At 50.8% G+C, this 18,803-nt stretch carries 18 protein-coding genes and 1 other annotated feature; of the genes, 10 read left to right on the forward strand and 8 right to left on the reverse strand.

Going from position 1 to position 18,803, the window contains the following annotated elements; all coding sequences use genetic code 11:
* Both JOD01_RS01270 and JOD01_RS01275 read left to right on the forward strand, forming a co-directional pair.
* A complete protein-coding gene (locus JOD01_RS01270; RefSeq protein WP_204516397.1) occupies positions 1-1,800 on the forward strand; it encodes an ATP-binding protein in 1,800 nt (599 codons plus the stop codon).
* A complete protein-coding gene (locus JOD01_RS01275; RefSeq protein ID WP_204516398.1) occupies positions 1,793-2,926 on the forward strand; it encodes an HAD family hydrolase in 1,134 nt (377 codons plus the stop codon). The genes JOD01_RS01270 and JOD01_RS01275 overlap by 8 nt, the downstream gene beginning before the upstream one ends.
* A 135-nt stretch (positions 2,927-3,061) precedes the next feature.
* On the opposite strand, the gene JOD01_RS01280 is transcribed toward JOD01_RS01275, so the two are convergent.
* The 7 genes from JOD01_RS01280 to JOD01_RS01310 all read right to left on the reverse strand — a co-directional run bounded on the left by JOD01_RS01280 (position 3,062) and on the right by JOD01_RS01310 (position 9,874).
* Complete coding sequence (locus JOD01_RS01280; RefSeq protein WP_204516399.1) at positions 3,062-3,337, reverse strand: hypothetical protein; 276 nt, start codon at positions 3,335-3,337, stop codon at positions 3,062-3,064.
* Positions 3,338-3,349: 12 nt separating this feature from the next.
* Entirely contained in the window at positions 3,350-4,633 is a 1,284-nt protein-coding gene (locus JOD01_RS01285; protein ID WP_204516400.1) for an ArsB/NhaD family transporter, read from the reverse strand.
* A gap of 97 nt (positions 4,634-4,730) precedes the next feature.
* Positions 4,731-6,314 (reverse strand): phosphoglycerate dehydrogenase, encoded by a 1,584-nt coding sequence (gene serA / locus JOD01_RS01290; protein WP_204516401.1) that lies wholly within the window; start codon positions 6,312-6,314, stop codon positions 4,731-4,733.
* Entirely contained in the window at positions 6,307-7,461 is a 1,155-nt protein-coding gene (locus tag JOD01_RS01295; RefSeq protein ID WP_204516402.1) for a pyridoxal-phosphate-dependent aminotransferase family protein, read from the reverse strand. The genes serA and JOD01_RS01295 overlap by 8 nt, the downstream gene beginning before the upstream one ends.
* A gap of 103 nt (positions 7,462-7,564) precedes the next feature.
* Positions 7,565-7,806 (reverse strand) — a binding site (T-box leader).
* Positions 7,807-8,004: 198 nt separating this feature from the next.
* A complete protein-coding gene (locus tag JOD01_RS01300) occupies positions 8,005-8,502 on the reverse strand; it encodes an inorganic diphosphatase (protein WP_204516403.1) in 498 nt (165 codons plus the stop codon).
* Between the two features lie 151 nt (positions 8,503-8,653).
* Complete coding sequence (locus JOD01_RS01305; protein ID WP_204516404.1) at positions 8,654-8,863, reverse strand: ferredoxin; 210 nt, start codon at positions 8,861-8,863, stop codon at positions 8,654-8,656.
* Between the two features lie 93 nt (positions 8,864-8,956).
* Positions 8,957-9,874: a hypothetical protein gene (locus JOD01_RS01310; protein WP_204516405.1), complete on the reverse strand. Its 918-nt coding sequence runs from the start codon at positions 9,872-9,874 to the stop codon at positions 8,957-8,959.
* A gap of 106 nt (positions 9,875-9,980) precedes the next feature.
* Between JOD01_RS01310 and JOD01_RS01315 the strand changes: the two genes are divergently transcribed.
* From JOD01_RS01315 to JOD01_RS01345, 7 genes are all read left to right on the forward strand, one after another.
* Complete coding sequence (locus tag JOD01_RS01315; RefSeq protein ID WP_204516406.1) at positions 9,981-11,099, forward strand: YpbB family protein; 1,119 nt, start codon at positions 9,981-9,983, stop codon at positions 11,097-11,099.
* Positions 11,089-12,669 (forward strand): RecQ family ATP-dependent DNA helicase, encoded by a 1,581-nt coding sequence (locus JOD01_RS01320; protein WP_204516407.1) that lies wholly within the window; start codon positions 11,089-11,091, stop codon positions 12,667-12,669. The genes JOD01_RS01315 and JOD01_RS01320 overlap by 11 nt, the downstream gene beginning before the upstream one ends.
* A complete protein-coding gene (locus JOD01_RS01325) occupies positions 12,666-13,286 on the forward strand; it encodes a CPBP family intramembrane glutamic endopeptidase (RefSeq protein ID WP_239565111.1) in 621 nt (206 codons plus the stop codon). Before JOD01_RS01320 ends, JOD01_RS01325 begins: the two co-directional genes overlap by 4 nt.
* Complete coding sequence (locus tag JOD01_RS01330) at positions 13,249-13,875, forward strand: LysM peptidoglycan-binding domain-containing protein (RefSeq protein WP_204516408.1); 627 nt, start codon at positions 13,249-13,251, stop codon at positions 13,873-13,875. The genes JOD01_RS01325 and JOD01_RS01330 overlap by 38 nt, the downstream gene beginning before the upstream one ends.
* Positions 13,876-13,933: 58 nt before the next feature.
* The gene (locus JOD01_RS01335; protein ID WP_204516409.1) at positions 13,934-14,863 is read left to right on the forward strand and encodes an NAD(P)/FAD-dependent oxidoreductase; all 930 of its coding nucleotides are present in this window, start codon (positions 13,934-13,936) and stop codon (positions 14,861-14,863) included.
* A 73-nt stretch (positions 14,864-14,936) separates the two neighbouring features.
* Positions 14,937-15,350: a hypothetical protein gene (locus JOD01_RS01340; protein ID WP_204516410.1), complete on the forward strand. Its 414-nt coding sequence runs from the start codon at positions 14,937-14,939 to the stop codon at positions 15,348-15,350.
* A 295-nt stretch (positions 15,351-15,645) separates the two neighbouring features.
* Positions 15,646-16,242: a genetic competence negative regulator gene (locus tag JOD01_RS01345; RefSeq protein WP_204516411.1), complete on the forward strand. Its 597-nt coding sequence runs from the start codon at positions 15,646-15,648 to the stop codon at positions 16,240-16,242.
* Positions 16,243-16,308: 66 nt separating this feature from the next.
* On the opposite strand, the gene JOD01_RS01350 is transcribed toward JOD01_RS01345, so the two are convergent.
* Positions 16,309-17,043 carry a PIG-L deacetylase family protein gene (locus JOD01_RS01350; protein ID WP_204516412.1) on the reverse strand — a complete coding sequence of 245 codons (735 nt, stop codon included), beginning with the start codon at positions 17,041-17,043 and terminating at the stop codon, positions 16,309-16,311.
* A 351-nt stretch (positions 17,044-17,394) separates the two neighbouring features.
* On the opposite strand from JOD01_RS01350, the gene JOD01_RS01355 reads away from it, so the two are divergent.
* Entirely contained in the window at positions 17,395-18,627 is a 1,233-nt protein-coding gene (locus tag JOD01_RS01355) for a Glu/Leu/Phe/Val family dehydrogenase (protein WP_204516818.1), read from the forward strand.
* Positions 18,628-18,803: the final 176 nt, after the last annotated feature.

Below are 18,803 nucleotides of genomic sequence, written 5' to 3' on the forward strand. Positions count from 1 at the left end.
GTGGATATTTTATTTCGCAGTGTTGTTGGCAAGTTATGGATGACGATTATTGCGCTGTTTGCCGTTGTCCTGACCTTGTTCAGTCTGTTGCTGGTTCAATTTTTCGATAGCTATTATATAAGGGAACAAGGGGAAACCTTGCAGGAACTGGCCAAAAAGCTCGCGCAAAACTTTGAAAACAGCCGGAATTTGCCTCAATCTTTGCAAATGGCCAGCGGACTGGGAGAAGCCTATGAGACAGGTCTGATCGTCGTCGGCAGCCGCATGGAACGGTTGGGACGGGAAATTACGCCCAATTTGCTGCCGCAAGATGCGGAGGAATTGCTGGTGACCGATCCGAACTTGCAACTGGATAAAGCGGTAGCAGGGAAATATCCTGCTCCGGCGCGGATCATCTTTAAGGGAGATTCCGGTGCACCGCATGACCGGCAGCAGTTTTTGGCGGTGGCTGTTCCGCTTACATACAGTGGCGACAAACACGGAGCGATCGTGACATATCAAGCGATCGAGGCGATTGACGAATCGATGCTGGAAATCCGCAAGATCATTTTCGTGGTGGGTGTGCTAGGGTTTACGTTAACGACCGTTTTCGCGTTCTTCCTTTCTTCGCGGATTGCCTATCCGCTTCGCAAAATGAAAGAGACGGCCCATCAAATTGCGGAAGGGGAATTTCATGCGGAAATTCCGATCCGGACGAACGATGAGATCGGTGAATTGGCCTCCAGCTTTAATACGATGGCCAGTCGCTTGAATGAACTCGTGCATGCGCTATCCAACGAAAAAGAGCAGTTGGCCAGCGTCCTGCACAGCATGGTCGATGGTGTGATGATGGTTGATGCCGATGGAAAAATCGTCGTCACCAATCCGCCTGCGGAGCATTTTGCCAGGGATTGGGCCTATGAGCATCAGGAAGGCAATCTGCCGATTATTGACCTATTCCGGCAGGTGGTCGCCACCGAGCAGGCAGTGAACGCCGATATTGCCGTACAAGGGCGCAACTGGTCAATCGTCATGGTACCGCTGTATGATCGCGGGCAGATCCGCGGAGCGGTCGCTGTTTTGCGCGATTTGACCAAAGAGCGAAAAATGGACAAGCTGCGCAAAGATTTCCTGGCAAACGTCTCCCACGAATTGCGGACCCCGCTGTCCATGTTGCAGGGCTACAGTGAAGCGATCGTCGATGGGGTGGTTGAGTCACGCGAAGAGCAGCAAGAGCTGGCGAAAATTATTTATGATGAGTCTGTACGGATGAGCCGTCTGGTCAACGAGTTGTTGGACATTGCCCGAATGGAAGCAGGGTTTGTAGAATTGTCAAAGGAGACAATCGCCCTTGTGCCCTATTTGGAACGAATTCAGCGCAAGTTTGGCACATTAGCGAAGGAACGCGGAGTTGCATTGCGGCTTGTCATGGACACTGCTCTGCCTTCCATCCTGATCGATCCGGATCGCATCGAACAAGTGTTGACCAACCTGATCGACAATGCGCTCCGCCATACGCCGCCGGAAGGGACTGTCACGTTGCGGGCAAGCGGAGAGCAGCCGCTAGTTTTAGAGGTAAGCGACACCGGAAGCGGGATCCCGCAAGAAGATCTGCCGTTCGTGTTTGAGCGCTTTTACAAGGCAGACAAAGCGCGAACAAGGGGAAGTGCCGGTACAGGTTTAGGGTTGGCGATTGCCAAAAATATCGTCGAAGCGCACGGCGGGGCCATTAACGTGCAAAGCAAGCTGGGCGAAGGGACGACCTTTATCATTCAATTGCCTAATAATTATAAGGAGAGCGAGGGAACATACAGTGATTAAAACCATACTATTCGACGTGGACGGTGTCTTTTTAAGCGAGGAGCGTTACTTTGATGCCTCGGCTCTAACGGTCTGGGAATTGCTGCACAACAAGTTGTACTTGGGGTTGCCGGGGGATGAATTTACCCCTGATCCGGAGGAAGAGGTGATCCGGCGTGTTCGCCGGACGGTGTTTGCCGAGGACCAAGTATTGGATTTCATCAAATCGCGCGGAATTAACTCGAACTGGGATATGGTTTTTCTCGCTTTCTCTTATCAATTGATTAGACTTTGCGAAAAACTGCGGCCGCATAAACCGGAACAGGTTGAAGCGATCCTGCAGGGACCGGTCGATCGTGCGGAACTGAATCAGTTGGGCGAATGGGCCAGACAGTATGAGCCGGATTTTGCCCTTGATTTTGCCGCGTTTACGGCTGACTTTGCCAAGAGCAACGTGCAAAAGTCAGAACTGCTGCTTTATTTAAACGAATTGGCCAAGGAGCATTGCCAGGTGGAGACTTCGCAGTTTTCCCGCAACAGTCAACTTTGGGCGCTTTGTCAGGAGACGTTCCAAGAGTGGTATTTGGGGGATGGACGGGTCGCCTCTTCGATAGGCCGGGAGACGCAGCAACCAGGGAAAAAAGGGTTTCTGACGGATGAGATTCCGATCGTCGAACCGGCGAAAATCAAAGAAGTTTTGCGAGAGCTGCAAGAAAAGGGGTACACATTGGGAATCGGAACCGGACGTCCGACGATCGAAACCCATGTGCCGCTTGCTGAGCTGGGGTTGCTGGAACATTTCGACCCGCAGCGAGTCGTCACGGCCAGCCACGTGCTGCAGGCGGAAACGGCTTTTCCGGAAAAAGCGCCGCTTGCCAAGCCGAATCCGTTTTGTTATGTGAAAGGGCTGCTGGGACTCCAGCAATCCGACGAACAGACACTCGCTTACCCGCTGCCGATCGCCAACGGCGACGAAGTGTTGATTGTCGGAGATTCATTGGCCGACTTGTTGGCAGCTCGCGCCATCGGGTGCCGATTTGCCGCCACGTTGACCGGTCTATCTGGTCAGGCCGCGCGGAGCAAGTTTGAACAGGAGCAGGCGGATTACATCTTGAATGATGTCAGCGAAATTCTCACCATTTTGTAAAGCAGCAAGAAAAAAAGCAGGCTGTCCAATCAAGACAGTCTGCTTTTTCATGGCTACACAACAATCGGAGACCCGCCTTCAGCAAAGGCGGGATTTTTGTATGCGAAGCGTTTGACAGGCTAGCAGGGAAAGCGGCTATTTCCAGGCCAACGATTCGATGCAACGATAACGGAATGCTTGCAGCAAGAAGGGGAGAACAGCGTCGTTGCGTACAATAACTTCATAATGACCATCGATGTGGGAATAGAAGAAGGCATCGGTATAATCTTTGTTGTCATCGAAGTAGAAACGGACCTGTTTCCAGCGTTGGCGCATCGTCTCAGATTTGATCTGAATCGTGAACGTTACGTCGTCCTCATTTTTTTGTTCCGTAATTTCCACCAGCGAAGAATCAAACGAATAATGTAGCATGCCAAAACCTCCTCAAAGGATAAAATAACGCAGATACACATAGACATGCGAAAGCAGGATGGACAAGATCATCAGCGGAAAGGCGATTTTCATGAACCCGAGAAACGTGATATGATGTCCTTCTTTGGCGGCCAAACCGGCTACGATCACATTTGCGCTTGCCCCGATGATGGTACCGTTTCCACCCAGACAGGCACCAAGCGACAAGCTCCACCACAGCGGTTCCAGATTGTCAATGCCGAGCGAACCCATGTCATGAATCATCGGGATCATCGTGGCCACAAAGGGAATGTTGTCGATAAAGGCGGAGGCGATCGCGCTCAGCCAAAGAATCAGCAACGACGTATGCAACGGATCGCCGCCTGTCAAATCCATTGCTGCTTGCGCCATTTTGGCAATGACGCCCGTTTCTTCCAAACCTGCCACAAGGACGAACAGCCCGACGAAAAAGAAGATGGTTGTCCATTCCACCTTGCTGATAGCCTCTTCCAGATAGTGTTCACCCGTAAACAAAAGCAGCAGAAAGGCACCGGACAGCGCAACTGTCGCCGAGTCAAGATGAAGAACGCCGTGCAGCACAAAGCCGATAATGGTTAAAAGGATGACCGCCAGCGACTTTTTCAAAAGGACGGGATCGGTAATCTCGTCTTTTTCGTTTAATTGCATCAGCACTGCTTGAAGCTCAGGGGTGGTTTGCAGCTGCCGCCGATAAATGAAGACGAGACAAACAAGAATCGCCGCCTGAATGATCACGATGATCGGCGTTAAATTGGCCAGAAACGCCATGAAGTCCAGCCCTTCCACCGAACTGCCGATCATGATATTGGGCGGATCGCCGATCAAGGTGGCCGTACCTCCTACATTGGAAGCGATTACTTCACTGATCAAATAGGGGACCGGGTTGACGCGCAGTTGCCGAGCGATGCTGAAGGTGACCGGAACAATCAGCAGAACGGTGGTGACATTGTCCAGCAGAGCGGAAGCCATCGCCGTGACCACGCTAAGATAGACGAGGATGGTGATCGGCTTGCCCTTGGCCGCTTTTGCTGCCCGAATGGCGACATATTTGAAAACGCCGGTTTGCGCGGTGATGCTGACCAGAATCATCATGCCGATCAGCAAGCCAAGCGTGTTGAAATCGATATGGCGGATTGCATCCTCCTGCGAGAGAATGCCCAGCAAGACCATCAAAATTCCGCCGGCCATCGCAACAATGGTCCTGTGCAGTTTTTCACTGATGATAAAAGCGTATGTAAGCAAGAATAAGGCAATTGCAAACAGTGCTTGATGTGACATAAGCGACTCCTCTCATGAATATGCTCTTTTTTTCTTCATTATATCGTAACAATATGTAAAAAAAAGCCTGGACAAGCCAGGCTTGATAGGAATGTTCTTATAAATCGATTTCGGTCACACTCTTGATCTCTGCCAATTCCCCAATCTGGTCGAGAATATCGCGGGAAACCGGTTTGTCGACAGCCAGCATCATAATTGCCTCGCCGCCGACATCGCGCCGTCCGACTTGCATGGTGGCGATGTTCACATCGTTGGAGCCGAGGATCGTTCCGACGCGACCGATCACGCCAGGGCGATCGTGGTGGTGGACAAACAGCAAAAATCCTTCGGGAGCCACATCGATGGAGAAATCATCAATTTTGACAATTCGCGCGCCATAGCCATTGAGACGGGTGCCGGCAACCATGCGCGTTTCCTGTGTCGTTTTGACCGACACCATGATCAGGTTGGTGAAGCCCTTCGTTTGCGACGATTTCTGTTCATTGACGGAGATTTCCCGCGACTTGGCCAAGATCGGCGCGTTGACGTAGTTCACTTCTTCACCGAGGTGGAAAGAGAGAACCCCTTTCAGAATGGTTCGAGTCAAAGGCGAAATGTCGATCTCGGTCAGTTCACCGCTGTATGTAACGGAGATTTCCTGAACAGAACCAACACTGACTTGGGCAAGGAAATGCCCCAGCTTTTCAGCCAAAGTGAAATAAGGTTGGACACGTTCCATCACATGTGCCGGTACGGAAGGTAGGTTTACCGCGTTTTTGAATGGCTGACCGCGCAGTACCTTCAAGATTTCTTCCGATACGTCGATCGCGACGTTTTCCTGTGCTTCCACGGTCGACGCCCCAAGATGCGGGGTGACGATCATTTGCGGCAGACCGATCAGCGGATTGTCGGTTGGCGGTTCCTGTTCAAAGACGTCAAATGCCGCGCCCGCCACTTTTCCGCTTAAAATGGCTTCATAGAGTGCTTTTTCGTCAATGATGCCGCCGCGGGCGCAGTTAATCACCCGGACGCCTTGCTTCATCTTGGCAAATTCGTTGGTGCTGAGCAAGTGCCGCGTTTCCTTGGTCAGAGGCGTATGCACCGTAATGAAATCGGCTTGGGTCACGATTTGGTCGACCGTGGCCATTGTCACGCCCATCTTTTGCGCCCGCTCCTCGGTCAAAAATGGATCATAGGCCAGCACTTGCATGTGGAACGCTTTTGCCCGTTTCGCCACTTCCGAACCGATTCGGCCAAAGCCGATGACTCCCAACACCTTATTGTTCAATTCCACCCCTTGAAAACTTTTCCGGTCCCAGGTGCCATCGGTCAGTTTTTTATGAGCTTGCGGGATATTGCGGGCCACAGCCATCAGCATCGCGAAAGAATGCTCTGCGGTTGAGATCGTATTTCCATCCGGGGCGTTAATCACGACGATACCGGATTGGGTCGCCGCATCAATATCAATATTGTCAACGCCGACTCCGGCCCGCCCGACCGCTTTCAGACGTTTGCCAGCGGCCAGCACTTCCGCCGTTACCTGTGTTTGGCTGCGTACGAGCAAGGCATCGTATTCGCCAATAACGGCCAGCAAATCGGAAGGGGAGAGGTTGGTCTGTTGAACGACTTCAACGTCAGGAGCATCCAACAATTTTTGAATTCCAAACGTGCTCAACGGGTCACTGATCAAAACTTTAAACATGGTTGATAAGCACCTCCTGTGCAGCTTTTACGCCTGTTCCCAGTTCCACATCGGCTCCGATCTGTTTCAGCGACATTTCCAAGGCGGAAATAACGGTGATGACATCAAGCGGTTCACAATAGCCCATGTGCCCGATTCGGAAAATTTTCCCTTTCAAGTGCCCTTGACCGCCAGCGATGACCACATTGTGTTTGCCATTCAAGGTTTTGCGCAGTTGTTCCGGGTCAAAAGCCCCTTGCGGATTGACGGAAGTAACGGTTGGTGCCGCGTAGCGGTCTGCCGTCATCAAGGGCAGGCCCAAAGCTTGAATTGCCGCTCTGGTCATATCCCGCATCAGTTCATGACGTTTGATGATCTGCGGCAAGCCTTCTTCCTCGATCATGTTCAACGATTCTTCGAGACCGAAGATCAGTGAAACAGCCGGCGTATATGGAGTGGTCCGGTCAGCCAGGCTCTTGCGATAAGCGCGAAGGTCAAGATAGAAGGAGGGCGCCTGGTTTGCTTCGATCACTTTCCAAGCCCGTTCGCTGGCAGCCAGAAAAGCCAGCCCGGTCGGCAGCATCAAAGCTTTTTGCGAGCCGGTCACCAGTATATCGATGCCCCATTCGTCCATTTGGCACTCGACCGCGCCGAGGCAGCTGACGCCATCGACAATGAACAATGCGTCAGATTTTTCCCGTACGACTTGTGCCAGTTCGCGGACGGGATTCAGCACGCCGGTTGAAGTTTCGCAATACGTGGCAAAAACGGCTTTGACTTGCGGTTTATCTTGCAGATAGGCGGCCAGCAATTCCGGCGTAACCGCGTCTCCCCAAGGGACTTCGAGACGGTGGGCGATAATGCCGTAGCGCTCGCAAATTTTGGCGAACCGTTCGCCAAAGGCGCCGCTGACGAGCACAACCGCTTCATCCTGTGGCTGCAGCGTATTGACTACGCCCATTTCCAATGCGGATGTCCCGCTTCCGGCGATGATATACACATCTTGCTCAGTGCCGAAGATCGGTTTCAACCGCTCGGCTGTTTTGACGAACAGATTGGAAAACAAGCCGCTGCGATGTCCGACCATCGGGTGATTCATCGCTTGTTGAACGCGCGGGGGGATTGGGGTCGGTCCGGGAATGCGCAAAATAAGTTTGTCTGCAAACATGGTTCTCTTCCTCCTGTGTGATCATAATCATGGGTAAAGCTGGTGGTAATGTGTATTATGGATGAGGCAATAAAAAAACCTCTCGACGCTCACTACCGAAGTAGTGAGGGACGAGAGGTATAATCGCGGTACCACCCTCATTCGTTCTCTTTTTCGCAAAAGAGAACCTTGCCAGGTCAATGACCTGAGAGATAACGGATCAACCGAACAAACCTACTGGCTGAAAGTCAGCGTTCGGTTTGGCAACTCCGAAGTGCTCATCTGTACAATGAACCGCCGATTTGCACCAACCATCGGCTCTCTGGGGGTTTCGCTCGTACAGCTTCTCTTCATCATCGTTGTTAGACTATTCATGTAACTGTGAGATTTGCTATTTACTTTAGCACGGAGTGAAATATCGGTCAAGCAAAAAAATAAAAAAAATAAAAAAAATAAATGAACAATTTCAGCAACTTCCAACAGGTTTATTCGGCTTTTGTTCAATTAGCAAAAAAACGCTCCCAGCGCAAAAAATCGCCGGAAGCGTTCTCGTTACAGCATGTATTATTTGTTTTGTTGGTAACGAGCGGTGCACTCCTCGATCAAGGAAGCCGCTTTTTCCGGACCTTCCCAACCTTCGATTTTGGTCACTTTGTTTTCCAAGTCTTTGTAGCGCTCAAAGAAATGCGAGATTTCTTTCAACACATGCGGAGCTACATCCTCGAGCGAATTCACGCCTTCGAAGCGAGGATCATCCACAGGTACGCCGAGCAATTTTTCGTCTTGGCCTTTGTCATCGGACATGACCAGCACACCGATTACGCGAGCTTTGATGACGCAGCCCGGAAAAGTCGGGAAGGTGGTCAGCACGAGGATGTCGAGCGGATCGCCATCAAGCGCCAAGGTTTGGTCCAGGTAGCCGTATTCGGTTGGATAGTGCATCGGCGAATAAAGAACACGGTCCAAGCGGAACACGCCGGCTTCTTTGTCAAATTCATATTTGTTTTGGCTGCCGCGCGGAATTTCGATAAAAGCGTCAACTACTTTGTTTGTAAAAGCCATTTGCTTTCCTCCTAACAAAAATCGTTATGTACCAAAAACCTTAGAACATTATAACAAGAAGCGAACACAAAAGAAATGAAAAAACCGCTCATGCCTGAAGGTAAGGCTGAGTGGTTTTTTTGTGGTTATCCACCTGAGCACAGCGCAAAGATTACTCTTCCACTTTGATGGAATCGGTTGGGCAACCGTCAGCTGCGTCGCGCACATCTTCGATCAGGTTGTCAGGGATTTGTGCAGAGTTGGAGTTATCGTCAAGCTTGTTGTATGCCAAGCCCTCGTCGTCATAATCGAAAACATCAGGAGCAGTTGCGCCGCAAGCCCCGCATGCGATACAAGTATCTTTATCTACCCATGTTGTCATAGTGGTTTCACCTCCCAATTCATGGTACGTCCATGTTCATAACTCATTTTATTCCTTGTTTGAACAGATTTCAAGAATGAACAAAAAATTTGTCTATTCGGTGTATAAAGGCATTTCAGGTGTTTGCAAACTTTGATAAAGTTTCGCCCGCAATTTTTGATAATCGCCGGCACGGACCGCATTCGTCGCCGTCAGCAACTCAACCGCTGAAGAAACATTTTTGAGGGCAAGCACCGGGTTTTGTTCGGATTGCATAATCGCATCCAGACGGGCCGTCAGATCGAGCGGGGTAAAGGAATATAATTTTTTGTGCGCGGCCATGTTTTCCGCCACGACGAAAACTTTGAAATGAAACGGAGCGGACTTCCATTGTGTCAATGTTGCTTGCAATGGATTTACATTCGGAAGCGGCCGTTTGCTCGCGTAGGCGGAATCCCAGGTGGCCACTGCCTGATAAAGCTCCGCATCAGCGTTTAGCCAATTTTGTTGAAACGGTTGAAGTTGGCTGCTGATCTGTTCAGCGGTGTAAGCAGTATTAGTTTGAGCGGAAAGCACATGCTCGATACCATCCAAATATGTACTCAGGCTTTGTGTATAGTCGGCCTTGGCTTGAACAAGCAGCGGCGAACTGTTGAGGATCACTTCCTTTTGCAAGTCCTTTAAATTGTCTTCCGCCAACTCCGACAATTCCGCAAGCAGTTTCTCCTGTTCGTTTCGCGGCTTGCCGTCAAGCTTGTCCAACGTTTCGAAATGGCGCTGTTTCAGCTCGGCGGCCGGGGCATAAATGCCGTAATAAAACCGGGTGAAGTCCTGGTCTTTGTACAATTTTTGCTCTTTCAACAATTTCTCCCGTTCGGCTAACGCTTTTGCTTGCGCCTGCTGTGCGGCCGTTTGCGCATCAGCCTTTGCTTTCATGTAGCCGGCGCCCAAAAAAAATCCACCAATGAAACAAGCAAATGATATGATGATCATGTAAGTAAGAATAAATTCGCTTTTTTGCAATCTTTTCATCATAATCCTCCAAATTCTGTTCGTCTGACCCCGGTCAGACCCGATCAACATGTGCCAGAACAACTGTGAAGCATAACCGATTATTCCTCTGAACAAGGAGTAAAATATGAGCAATCCAATTCTGCATGAACGAGAATTTATGAAAACCTTGCTGCTGAATGGTCTTTTGCCTTTGGAAAAGCAAAGAACGGTTCAGTCACTCTATTACATATTGCGCGGGCGAAAAGGAAATCAGACGGTACAAGATGTCTATCTTTTTCGGCTTCATCCTTATTATCGGCTATTTCCCAAATTTTCGAGAGAGTATTGGGAAGAAATTATTGCGAGCCTGAAAGCTCAAAGGCTGCTGCAGCTTGAGGCAGACGACCGCGCGAAAACCAAACCGACTTTTTTGCTGACAGCTGCCGGGAAACAGTTTTTGCGGGAGGGAGTGGAGCAATACCAACTGGATAACTGGCTTGAGCCAATCCGACGGGTCGCCGCCAACGAACAGCTGCAAAGCCAATGGTTGAAGCTGCATTTGCTCGTACAGACTGTTTCGCAGCTGCTGCATCGGGATATTGCGTTTTACCCGGTTGTCCAGCAGCGATCGATCCAACAATGGGTGAAAGAACAGTTGGGCGTTCCGTCGGAAAGAGAGCGCTGGATGAACGAGCTTGTCGGGGAATTGGAGCTTTTGTTGCAGGCGTTTCCGGAACGTTTGCAACAGTTGGTCGTCCGTCAATTTTCCGGTGCGGGACAGACCGGTTCGACTTTGCCGCAGTTGGCGAGACAATGGCAGGAGCCGCCCTCCTTTTTATGGGTTAAACTGCTGCATTGCCTGGCCGTGATGGCAGAACGCATTCAGGCTGAGCAGGGCGAAAATTTTCCTCTCCTGCACCGATTGTTTACAGCAGATCAGCGAACGTCCCGGCAGTTAAGCGACAGCGCCGCCCATACCTGGAGGCTGTTGCGCCAGAATCTGTCGATTGCCGAGATTGCCAGACAACGTCGGCTGTCGCCGAACACGGTGGAAGATCATTTGGTAGAAATTGCGCTGCTTTATCCGGACTGGGATATTTCCCCGTATATCAGCGATCGGGAACAACGAGAGATCCAGACGTTGAGCAGCCGACTGCAAACGAGACGGTTGCGTCTGTTGAAAAATCATCTGCAGGATAAGTATTCGTATTTGCAAATTAGATTGGCACTTGCCCGCCAGAAAGGAGCCGTCTATGACGATTAAAGAGCAACGGCTGCATGAGGCGCTGCAACATTATTATGGTTTTCGCACGTTTCGTCCCGGGCAGCTGGAGATTATCCAACGGGTGTTGGCAGGTCGCAGTGTTTTGGGGCTGTTGTCAACAGGGAGTGGCAAATCGGTGACGTATCAGTTGCCCGCGCAGCTGCTGCCGGGTATTACGTTAGTTGTTTCACCGTTGATCTCACTGATGGTCGATCAGGTGCAACGGCTGCGGATGCGTGGGAAATTTTCCGCGGTCTACCTGAACAGTTCGCTTGAACCTGCCGAAACGAGACGATTGCTGAGCGAAGTGGAACAAGGCAGGTATAAGCTGGTGTACATCTCTCCGGAAAAATTGCAACAGCCAAACATCCAGCAGCTGCTGGCGCGTCGCGGCGTCTCTCTTGTAGCGGTCGATGAGGCGCATTGTATCTCGCAGTGGGGACATGATTTCCGGACGGATTATTTGCGGTTGCCTGAGATCGTGCAAAAACTGGGCAACCCGCCGGTGCTGGCCGTGACAGCCACGGCGACCGAGGAAGTGCAGCGTGAAATCGCGCGCTTGTTTCACATTCATCAGGAAGATATCGTCAGCCAGTCGCTTAATCGGGGCAATATCGCCTACGACATCATTGCGGTGACGGATGAAGCGGAAAAACGGGAGAAAATCATCGAAGCGGTCGCCAAACTGCATGGCCCCGGAATTGTCTACTGCCGCACGCGGCAAGCGGTCGAGCAGTTCGTGGCAACTTGTCAATTGGCCGGATTGGACAAAGTCGAAGGCTACCACGGCGGCATGTCGGCGATGGATCGCGTCTTGATCCAGGAGCAGTTCCTGCGGGATGAATTGAGCGTCATTGTGGCGACGAATGCCTTTGGAATGGGCATTGACAAGCCGAACATTCGTTATGTCCTGCATTATCATTTTCCGGGAAGCATCGAAGAATATACGCAGGAGGTTGGCCGGATCGGCAGGGACGGGCAACCGGGCTATGCCGCCTTGTATTTTGCCATTGAAGACTTGGCGATTCACCAACATCTGTCGCAAGCCGAATATCCGGAACCGGCTGTGATTGAACTGTTTGTTGCTTCCTTGCGCGCGAAGACCGGGCTGAAACTGGCTTATCCCGAAATCGCTGCCGGATTGGATTTGCCGGAGACGCAAACCGAGCTGTTGCTGTTTTATGCAGAACAGGCCGGATTGATTGCCAGAAGCGATCGCCCACCGTATGGCGTCCAGGTCAATTCTGGTTTTCCGGCAGATGCGGCCAATCGGATCGGACAGCGGATCGAGCGGGCCAGGCAAGCCAAGCGGACAAAATTGACACAAATGGTTAATTGGCTGCAACAAAAAGGCTGCTATCGACAAGCATTGGCCGCCTATTTCGGAAGTACCGACGATCTCGGATACGATTTGTATTGCTGTTCCTCCTGCGGTTTGCAGAGGATCGACTACGAACAAGACGTCAGCCGGCTCACCGCCGCACTTCCCGAAACAAACTGGAATCTCCATGAGGCTTTGCGCATGTTGCTGCCTGTCGAATTATACAATAGGGGAGGACATCACCATTGACCAACCGGTTGCAGCAGATCGATGATCGTTTGCTGCGGATGAACTTATGGCTGACCCAAGGAATCGTCCTCATTCTCTCTGCTGCATGCAGTTTGTTTTTATTTGGCTGGACCCATACCGTGGCGATGTTTGCCTGGCCGGGGTGGTTTGAACTTTTGGCCGCGCTCGGGATCGCAGCGCTGCTGGTGCTGGCCAATCTTGGCATGGATCGCTGGCTGCCGCGGCATTGGCAAGATGATGGCGGAATCAACGAACGGATTTTTGCGCGGATGTCGCTCTGGTCGATCTTCCTGCTGTGCCTGTCAGTCGGCATTGGCGAAGAGTGGCTGTTTCGCGGAGTTTTGCAAACGTATATCGGAAACGGATGGGCAAGTCTGCTGTTTGCTCTCATTCATGTCCGTTATTTGCGCAAACCGTTGCTTGCAGGCGGCGTATATGTCACAAGCTTCGCGATCGGAAGCATTTTTGAATGGAGTCATCACTTGATCGGACCGATTGTTGCCCATACCACCATTGATTTTTTCCTGGCGCTGTATTTGCGGTGGACCGTGAACAAACGAGAAAGAGAGGAGGAGCAAAATGGAGACGAAGGAGGAAAACAGGAGGAAAGTTCGTAGCTCAGCCGAACAAGCCGCGGGAATCGGGGGATTTCCTCCGCGGAAAACTCGCCATGCCACACGCGAGCGCAACCGCATGGCCACCTTTCTGGGATCGGGCATCCTGATCTTTGCCGTTGTCTTCGTAGGGCTGATTTGCGTCGAGCTGTATCAAGCGAGCAGCGGTCCTGCCCCGAGCATCGAGTCAAGCAAACACCAGCAGGGAGCAGGGACAGCGGTAAAGCCAACCGGTCAAGCTGCTGTCCCGGACACGTCGGTTGAACAGACGGGAAGCCCCGAACAGCAAACGGCATCCGTTTCTGCCGCGCCCGTGGAGTCGGGCAAACCGGCCGGATCGGATGCGGCAATCATTTCTTCGCCCGGTCCGGCGGAAGCGAAAGCGCCAAACGACGCCGTCTCGACAGCAGCAAGCAAGCCGAAAGCAATTCGCCATGTTGTTCGCAAGGGAGATACATTGTTCAAGTTATCCCGGCAGTATTACGGCAACAATTTCGGAGTAGAGCGAATTGTCCGCTATAACGGTCTTGACCCGCTGCAGCCGTTACCGATCGGCAAAGCGGTGTTCATTCCCCTCTCCAACGCTGATTGAATGAGTGCCGCCCCACTCGGTTACGCTATGAAAAATAACCTTTTGGTGGGGATGGCATTTGATTTATGACACAATTGTAATCGGTGGCGGTATCGGGGGACTTCAGGCAGCGATTCAACTGGGACGAAGTTTGCATCGCGTGCTGGTGATTGATCGCAAACAAGGTCGGTCCTTGCTCGCCAAAAAATATCGCAATATCCTGGGGTATCCGGATGGGATCAGCGGAGAAACGCTGCGGGAACGGGGTGAATCCCAGGCGAAAAAATACGGCGTCCAATTTTTATGGGATGAAGCGATCGACTTGCGTGAGCTGTCGCATGGCCTTTTTGAGGTGTCTGTCAAAAACGGGGCGGAGTCATACCGGGCGAAAACCATTTTGGTAGGGACCGGGATAACCGATCCTTTTCCGTCCCTTCCCGGGCTGCTCCCTTGTTTGGGGGAAAGCATTTTTATCTGTCCGGATTGCGACGGTTTCGAGAGTATCGATCGGTTAACCGCTGTTTTGGGAGACGGAAAATACGCGGTGGAGATGGCGTTGATCCTGACGTACTATACCGACAAGCTGCTGATTGTCAATCACGCGCGCACACCGCTGGCAACCGAACAGCTGCATCTGCTGGAACAGAAAAACATCAAGCTATACGAAGGGCCGGTGTCCCGGATCGAAGCGCGGGACGGGGCGCTGGCGAGTATTTGGCTGGAATCCGGCCGGCAGGTGCAGGCAGAAAAGGCGTTTCTCGCTTTTCCGGGCGCTCGCCTGAATACCAGTCTGCTTGATCCGTTTCCGGTCAAGCGGATGGATAACGGGCATTTGCTCGTTGATCCGCGAACGAAAGAAACTTCCTACCGAAACATTTGGGCCGTCGGAGACATCGTGGCCCATTCCCAGCAAGTGAGCATTGCCATGGGCGACGGCTCGCAAGCGGCGATTTGGATACATAAACGCCTGTTGGAAATGAGCAAACAACCGCTCGTACCACAAATGTAAACGCACTTGCACACAGTCCCACAGAAAGCCATATATTACAGGGCAACAGTTTGGCTGCTGTGGGGTGTACATCATGCGTATCTTCTGGCGAGACCTGGTGTGGGGGGTAATTGCTTGGCTCGCCGCTGGTCGTGCGGCAGCAGGGTTCCCCCAGTTCACGCTCCTGGACTCCGCTTATGTTGCAAAAACATTGGCGTTCATATTATTTGAACCGACACAGTTTGTAACGTCGTTATTATTTTTGACCCTTTCGTACTGGTTTCTGTTTCGTCCACTGTTGGCCAATATGCGCAGACTTCTGACGGGCGGAACGCACTCCGTCCTGGAGCGGATAGTCAGCGGAGTGTTGACCGGGTACTTTTTCTTGCTCTATTTGTTGCAGTTGATCAAATTCCCGTTCTGTACATGCCTGGTGACACTCGTCGTTTTGCTCTACTGCCTTTATCGTTTCTGGATCAGTCACAAAGCCAGGCTGCGCGGATTGTAATTTGCGCTGCTGCCGACTTTTCTTTGCTGACTAACCGCTTTCCCGGGAAAGCGCAAAAAGTGACAGCAACCTCCAAATCGCGCCTGCCTGTCGATTGCTCCCGCACGCTCGCTGCAGTTTTACGCTATATTCTTGTCCTTAAATATGGTATGATATAGGATGAAAATCTAGCTTCCGGTTGAGTGAATGAAAAAATAGTGATCTGGCTGATGGATGTTCGGCAGAAAAAGCGGAGCACTTTTACAGGCTATGATTCATAACTTGTAATACGACTGGATGGCGAGGAGGGACAGTCATGCGTGTTGAACGCCTTGGTCAAGACAAGATACGAATCTTTTTAACGTTTGACGATCTTTCGGAGCGAGGTATTGAGAAAGAAGACATGTGGCGTGACATTCCAAAAGTACATGAACTGTTCAACGACATGATGGAACAGGCCTATCATGAGTTGGGGTTTGAAGTGTCTGGGCCTGTCGCTGTTGAAGTATTTGCCTTGCCTGCTCAGGGGATGGTCGTGATCGTAACACGCGGCAAAACTGGCTCAAAGGTGGACAAAGAAGAAGAATACGATGAAGAAGTGTACGAGTTGGAAGTGACTCTGGAAGAGAGCGATCAGATTATTTACTCTTTCCGGGACTTTGAACATATGATTGAAGCTGCTCATCGCATCAATTCGATTTTGACAAACGGCGGAGCTGCTTACTTCTATCAAGGGAAGTACTACCTTGTGCTGGAAGAAGTTGATCTTGAGCAAGATAGATATCAAAAAATGATTGCGATTCTCTCCGAGTATGGAGAGGCGACTCCAACAACCGTTCATATGCTGGAGGAGTACGGAAAGGTGATCGTAGCAGAAGATGCGGTAAAGGAACTTTGCAATCGATTTAAGTAAGAAAAAACACCTAGTCGAAGTGCTAGGTGTTTTTCCTGTCTAAGAGGGGGGAGGCACAACAGCCCTTTACAGAACCCCGGCAAACAGATCAGTCGTTTTTTCCGAAAGCATCTCTGCCCGCTTGGCCCAAGCCAGGATGAAATAGTTCTGTTCCCGTACTTGATCGTCATTTCCTTCCATTACGCCGGGAAAGGCGCGTTGGACAGAGAGATGCTGTGTTTTATGCGCACGCAGTGCCTGACCCACAACCGCTTTATATTCCGGAGCCGAAATCGTAGTGCTAATCTTATCAAGCGGGTCTCCGTACTGATTGGCAGCGAGCAACTCCAGTGGCAAAGTGACGTGGTACAGTTTTTGGACCGGATTTTTTTCAAGAGGCAGCGATTTGACAGTAAGGTCGGTCACTCGCGAAATCGCTTGATGATCAGGATGTCCGGAAATACCGTGGGGGGCGAAGGTTACGACGACTGACGGCTGCCATCGATCAATGGCGCCCGCAATTTCTCCTTGCAATTGTTCAAGCGGAACTTCCCCCAGGCATTTGTCCTGATGATCGAGTATTTGCAGTTCCTTGATTCCGAGGATGCCGGCAGCCAACCGAAGTTCTTGTTCCCGTACCTGCGGCAGTTCTTCCATGGTGCATACAGGAGGATTTCCGGGCTTGCCCGCCTGGCCGCGGGTAGCGCAAAGCAGGTATACTTCGGAACCGGTCTGCTGGGCGTATTTGGCGATCGTCACACCAGAGGAAAAGCTTTCATCATCCGGATGGGCAAAAACAAATAAGAGATTTCTGTTGGTCAAGGCTAGTACCTCCTTGTATCGGTTCGCTTTTTCTATCATTATGGCATATCGGAACGGAAAAAGGAGCGTCTTTTATTCAAAACAACTCCAGACGTACCGTAATGAAAGGTGAATTCTGCGGAGACGCTATAAGTGCCATTTTTGTTTCGTAAATTGCCCAAAATAACAAAAGTAACGCCTTGAAGCAAACTCACCTGCCTTTGGCAGCGAACAAAAAATAGATCTTCTCATTCATGGTACAAGCGTGTATACTAAACGATGGATTTACCGACAACAATTTTGAGGTGGTAAATAATGGGTAAGCACGAAGTGGTAACCGAAGGCACCAAGGGAAATGAACAACAGGAAAGCATGAATCTGTTGATTTCCACTCAAACGGTGATTAAAGAAGCGCTTGAAAAACTAGGTTACCAAGAGTCGATGTATGAACTGTTAAAGGAGCCATTGCGCGTCCTCACTGTTCGCATCCCAGTTCGCATGGACAACGGGGAAGTAAAAGTTTTCACAGGTTATCGGGCTCAGCATAATGACGCAGTGGGTCCCACCAAAGGGGGAATCCGTTTCCACCCGGAAGTGACGGAAGACGAAGTAAAAGCTTTGTCGATTTGGATGAGCTTGAAAGCTGGCATCGTTGACTTGCCGTATGGCGGGGGAAAAGGCGGGATCATTTGCGATCCGCGCGAAATGTCTTTCCGTGAACTCGAACGGCTCAGCCGTGGTTATGTACGTGCTGTCAGCCAGATTGTCGGCCCGACAAAAGATATACCCGCTCCAGACGTATTCACAAACTCGCAAATTATGGCCTGGATGATGGATGAATATAGCAAGCTTCGCGAATTTGATTCACCGGGATTTATTACGGGTAAACCGATTGCGTTGGGTGGCTCGCATGGCCGCGAAACGGCAACCGCAAAAGGTGTGACCATCTGTATCCGCGAAGCATTGAAACGCAGAGGAATTCAATTGGAAGGCGCCCGCGTGATTGTGCAAGGTTTTGGGAATGCGGGCAGTTATTTATCCAAATTTATGCATGACGCCGGCGCAAAAGTGGTGGGGATCTCCGACGCTTATGGCGCTTTATACGATCCGGAAGGGTTGGATATCGACTATTTGTTGGATCGACGCGACTCCTTTGGAACCGTGACCAAGCTGTTTACCAATACGATCTCCAACAAAGAGCTGCTGGAAATGGAGTGCGATATCCTCGTTCCGGCTGCGATTGAAAACCAGATCACCAAGGCGAATGCCCATCAAATCAAAGCGTCTATTGTCGTGGAAGCGGCCAATGGTCCTACGACTTTGGAAGCTACCAAAATTTTGACAGAACGCGGAATTTTGCTTGTTCCCGATGTATTGGCCAGCTCCGGCGGGGTAACGGTATCCTACTTTGAATGGGTGCAAAACAATCAAGGATACTACTGGACTGAGCAGGAAGTTGAAGAAAAATTGGAGCATGTCATGGTGAAAGCTTTTGAAAACGTCTATACCCTCTCGCAAACACGTCGGGTAGACATGCGCCTGGCTGCCTATATGGTTGGGGTTCGGAAAATGGCGGAAGCTTCCCGATTCCGCGGTTGGGTATAATTCCACCATTTTCTTTAAAGAAGGCTGCTGTAAGCAGAAACTGCTTATGGCCGGCCTTTTTTATTTTGTCTGTCGATCTGTTTTGCTCCCCGGAATATTTATCCATAGGTGGTTTCATCCACGTCAAGATCGGGTATTGCATCATGGATGTATCTTAAAAATCTTAAGAAAAGGGG

The organism is Brevibacillus fulvus, assembly GCF_016908525.1.
In the GTDB taxonomy this organism is placed as follows: domain Bacteria; phylum Bacillota; class Bacilli; order Brevibacillales; family Brevibacillaceae; genus Brevibacillus_G; species Brevibacillus_G fulvus.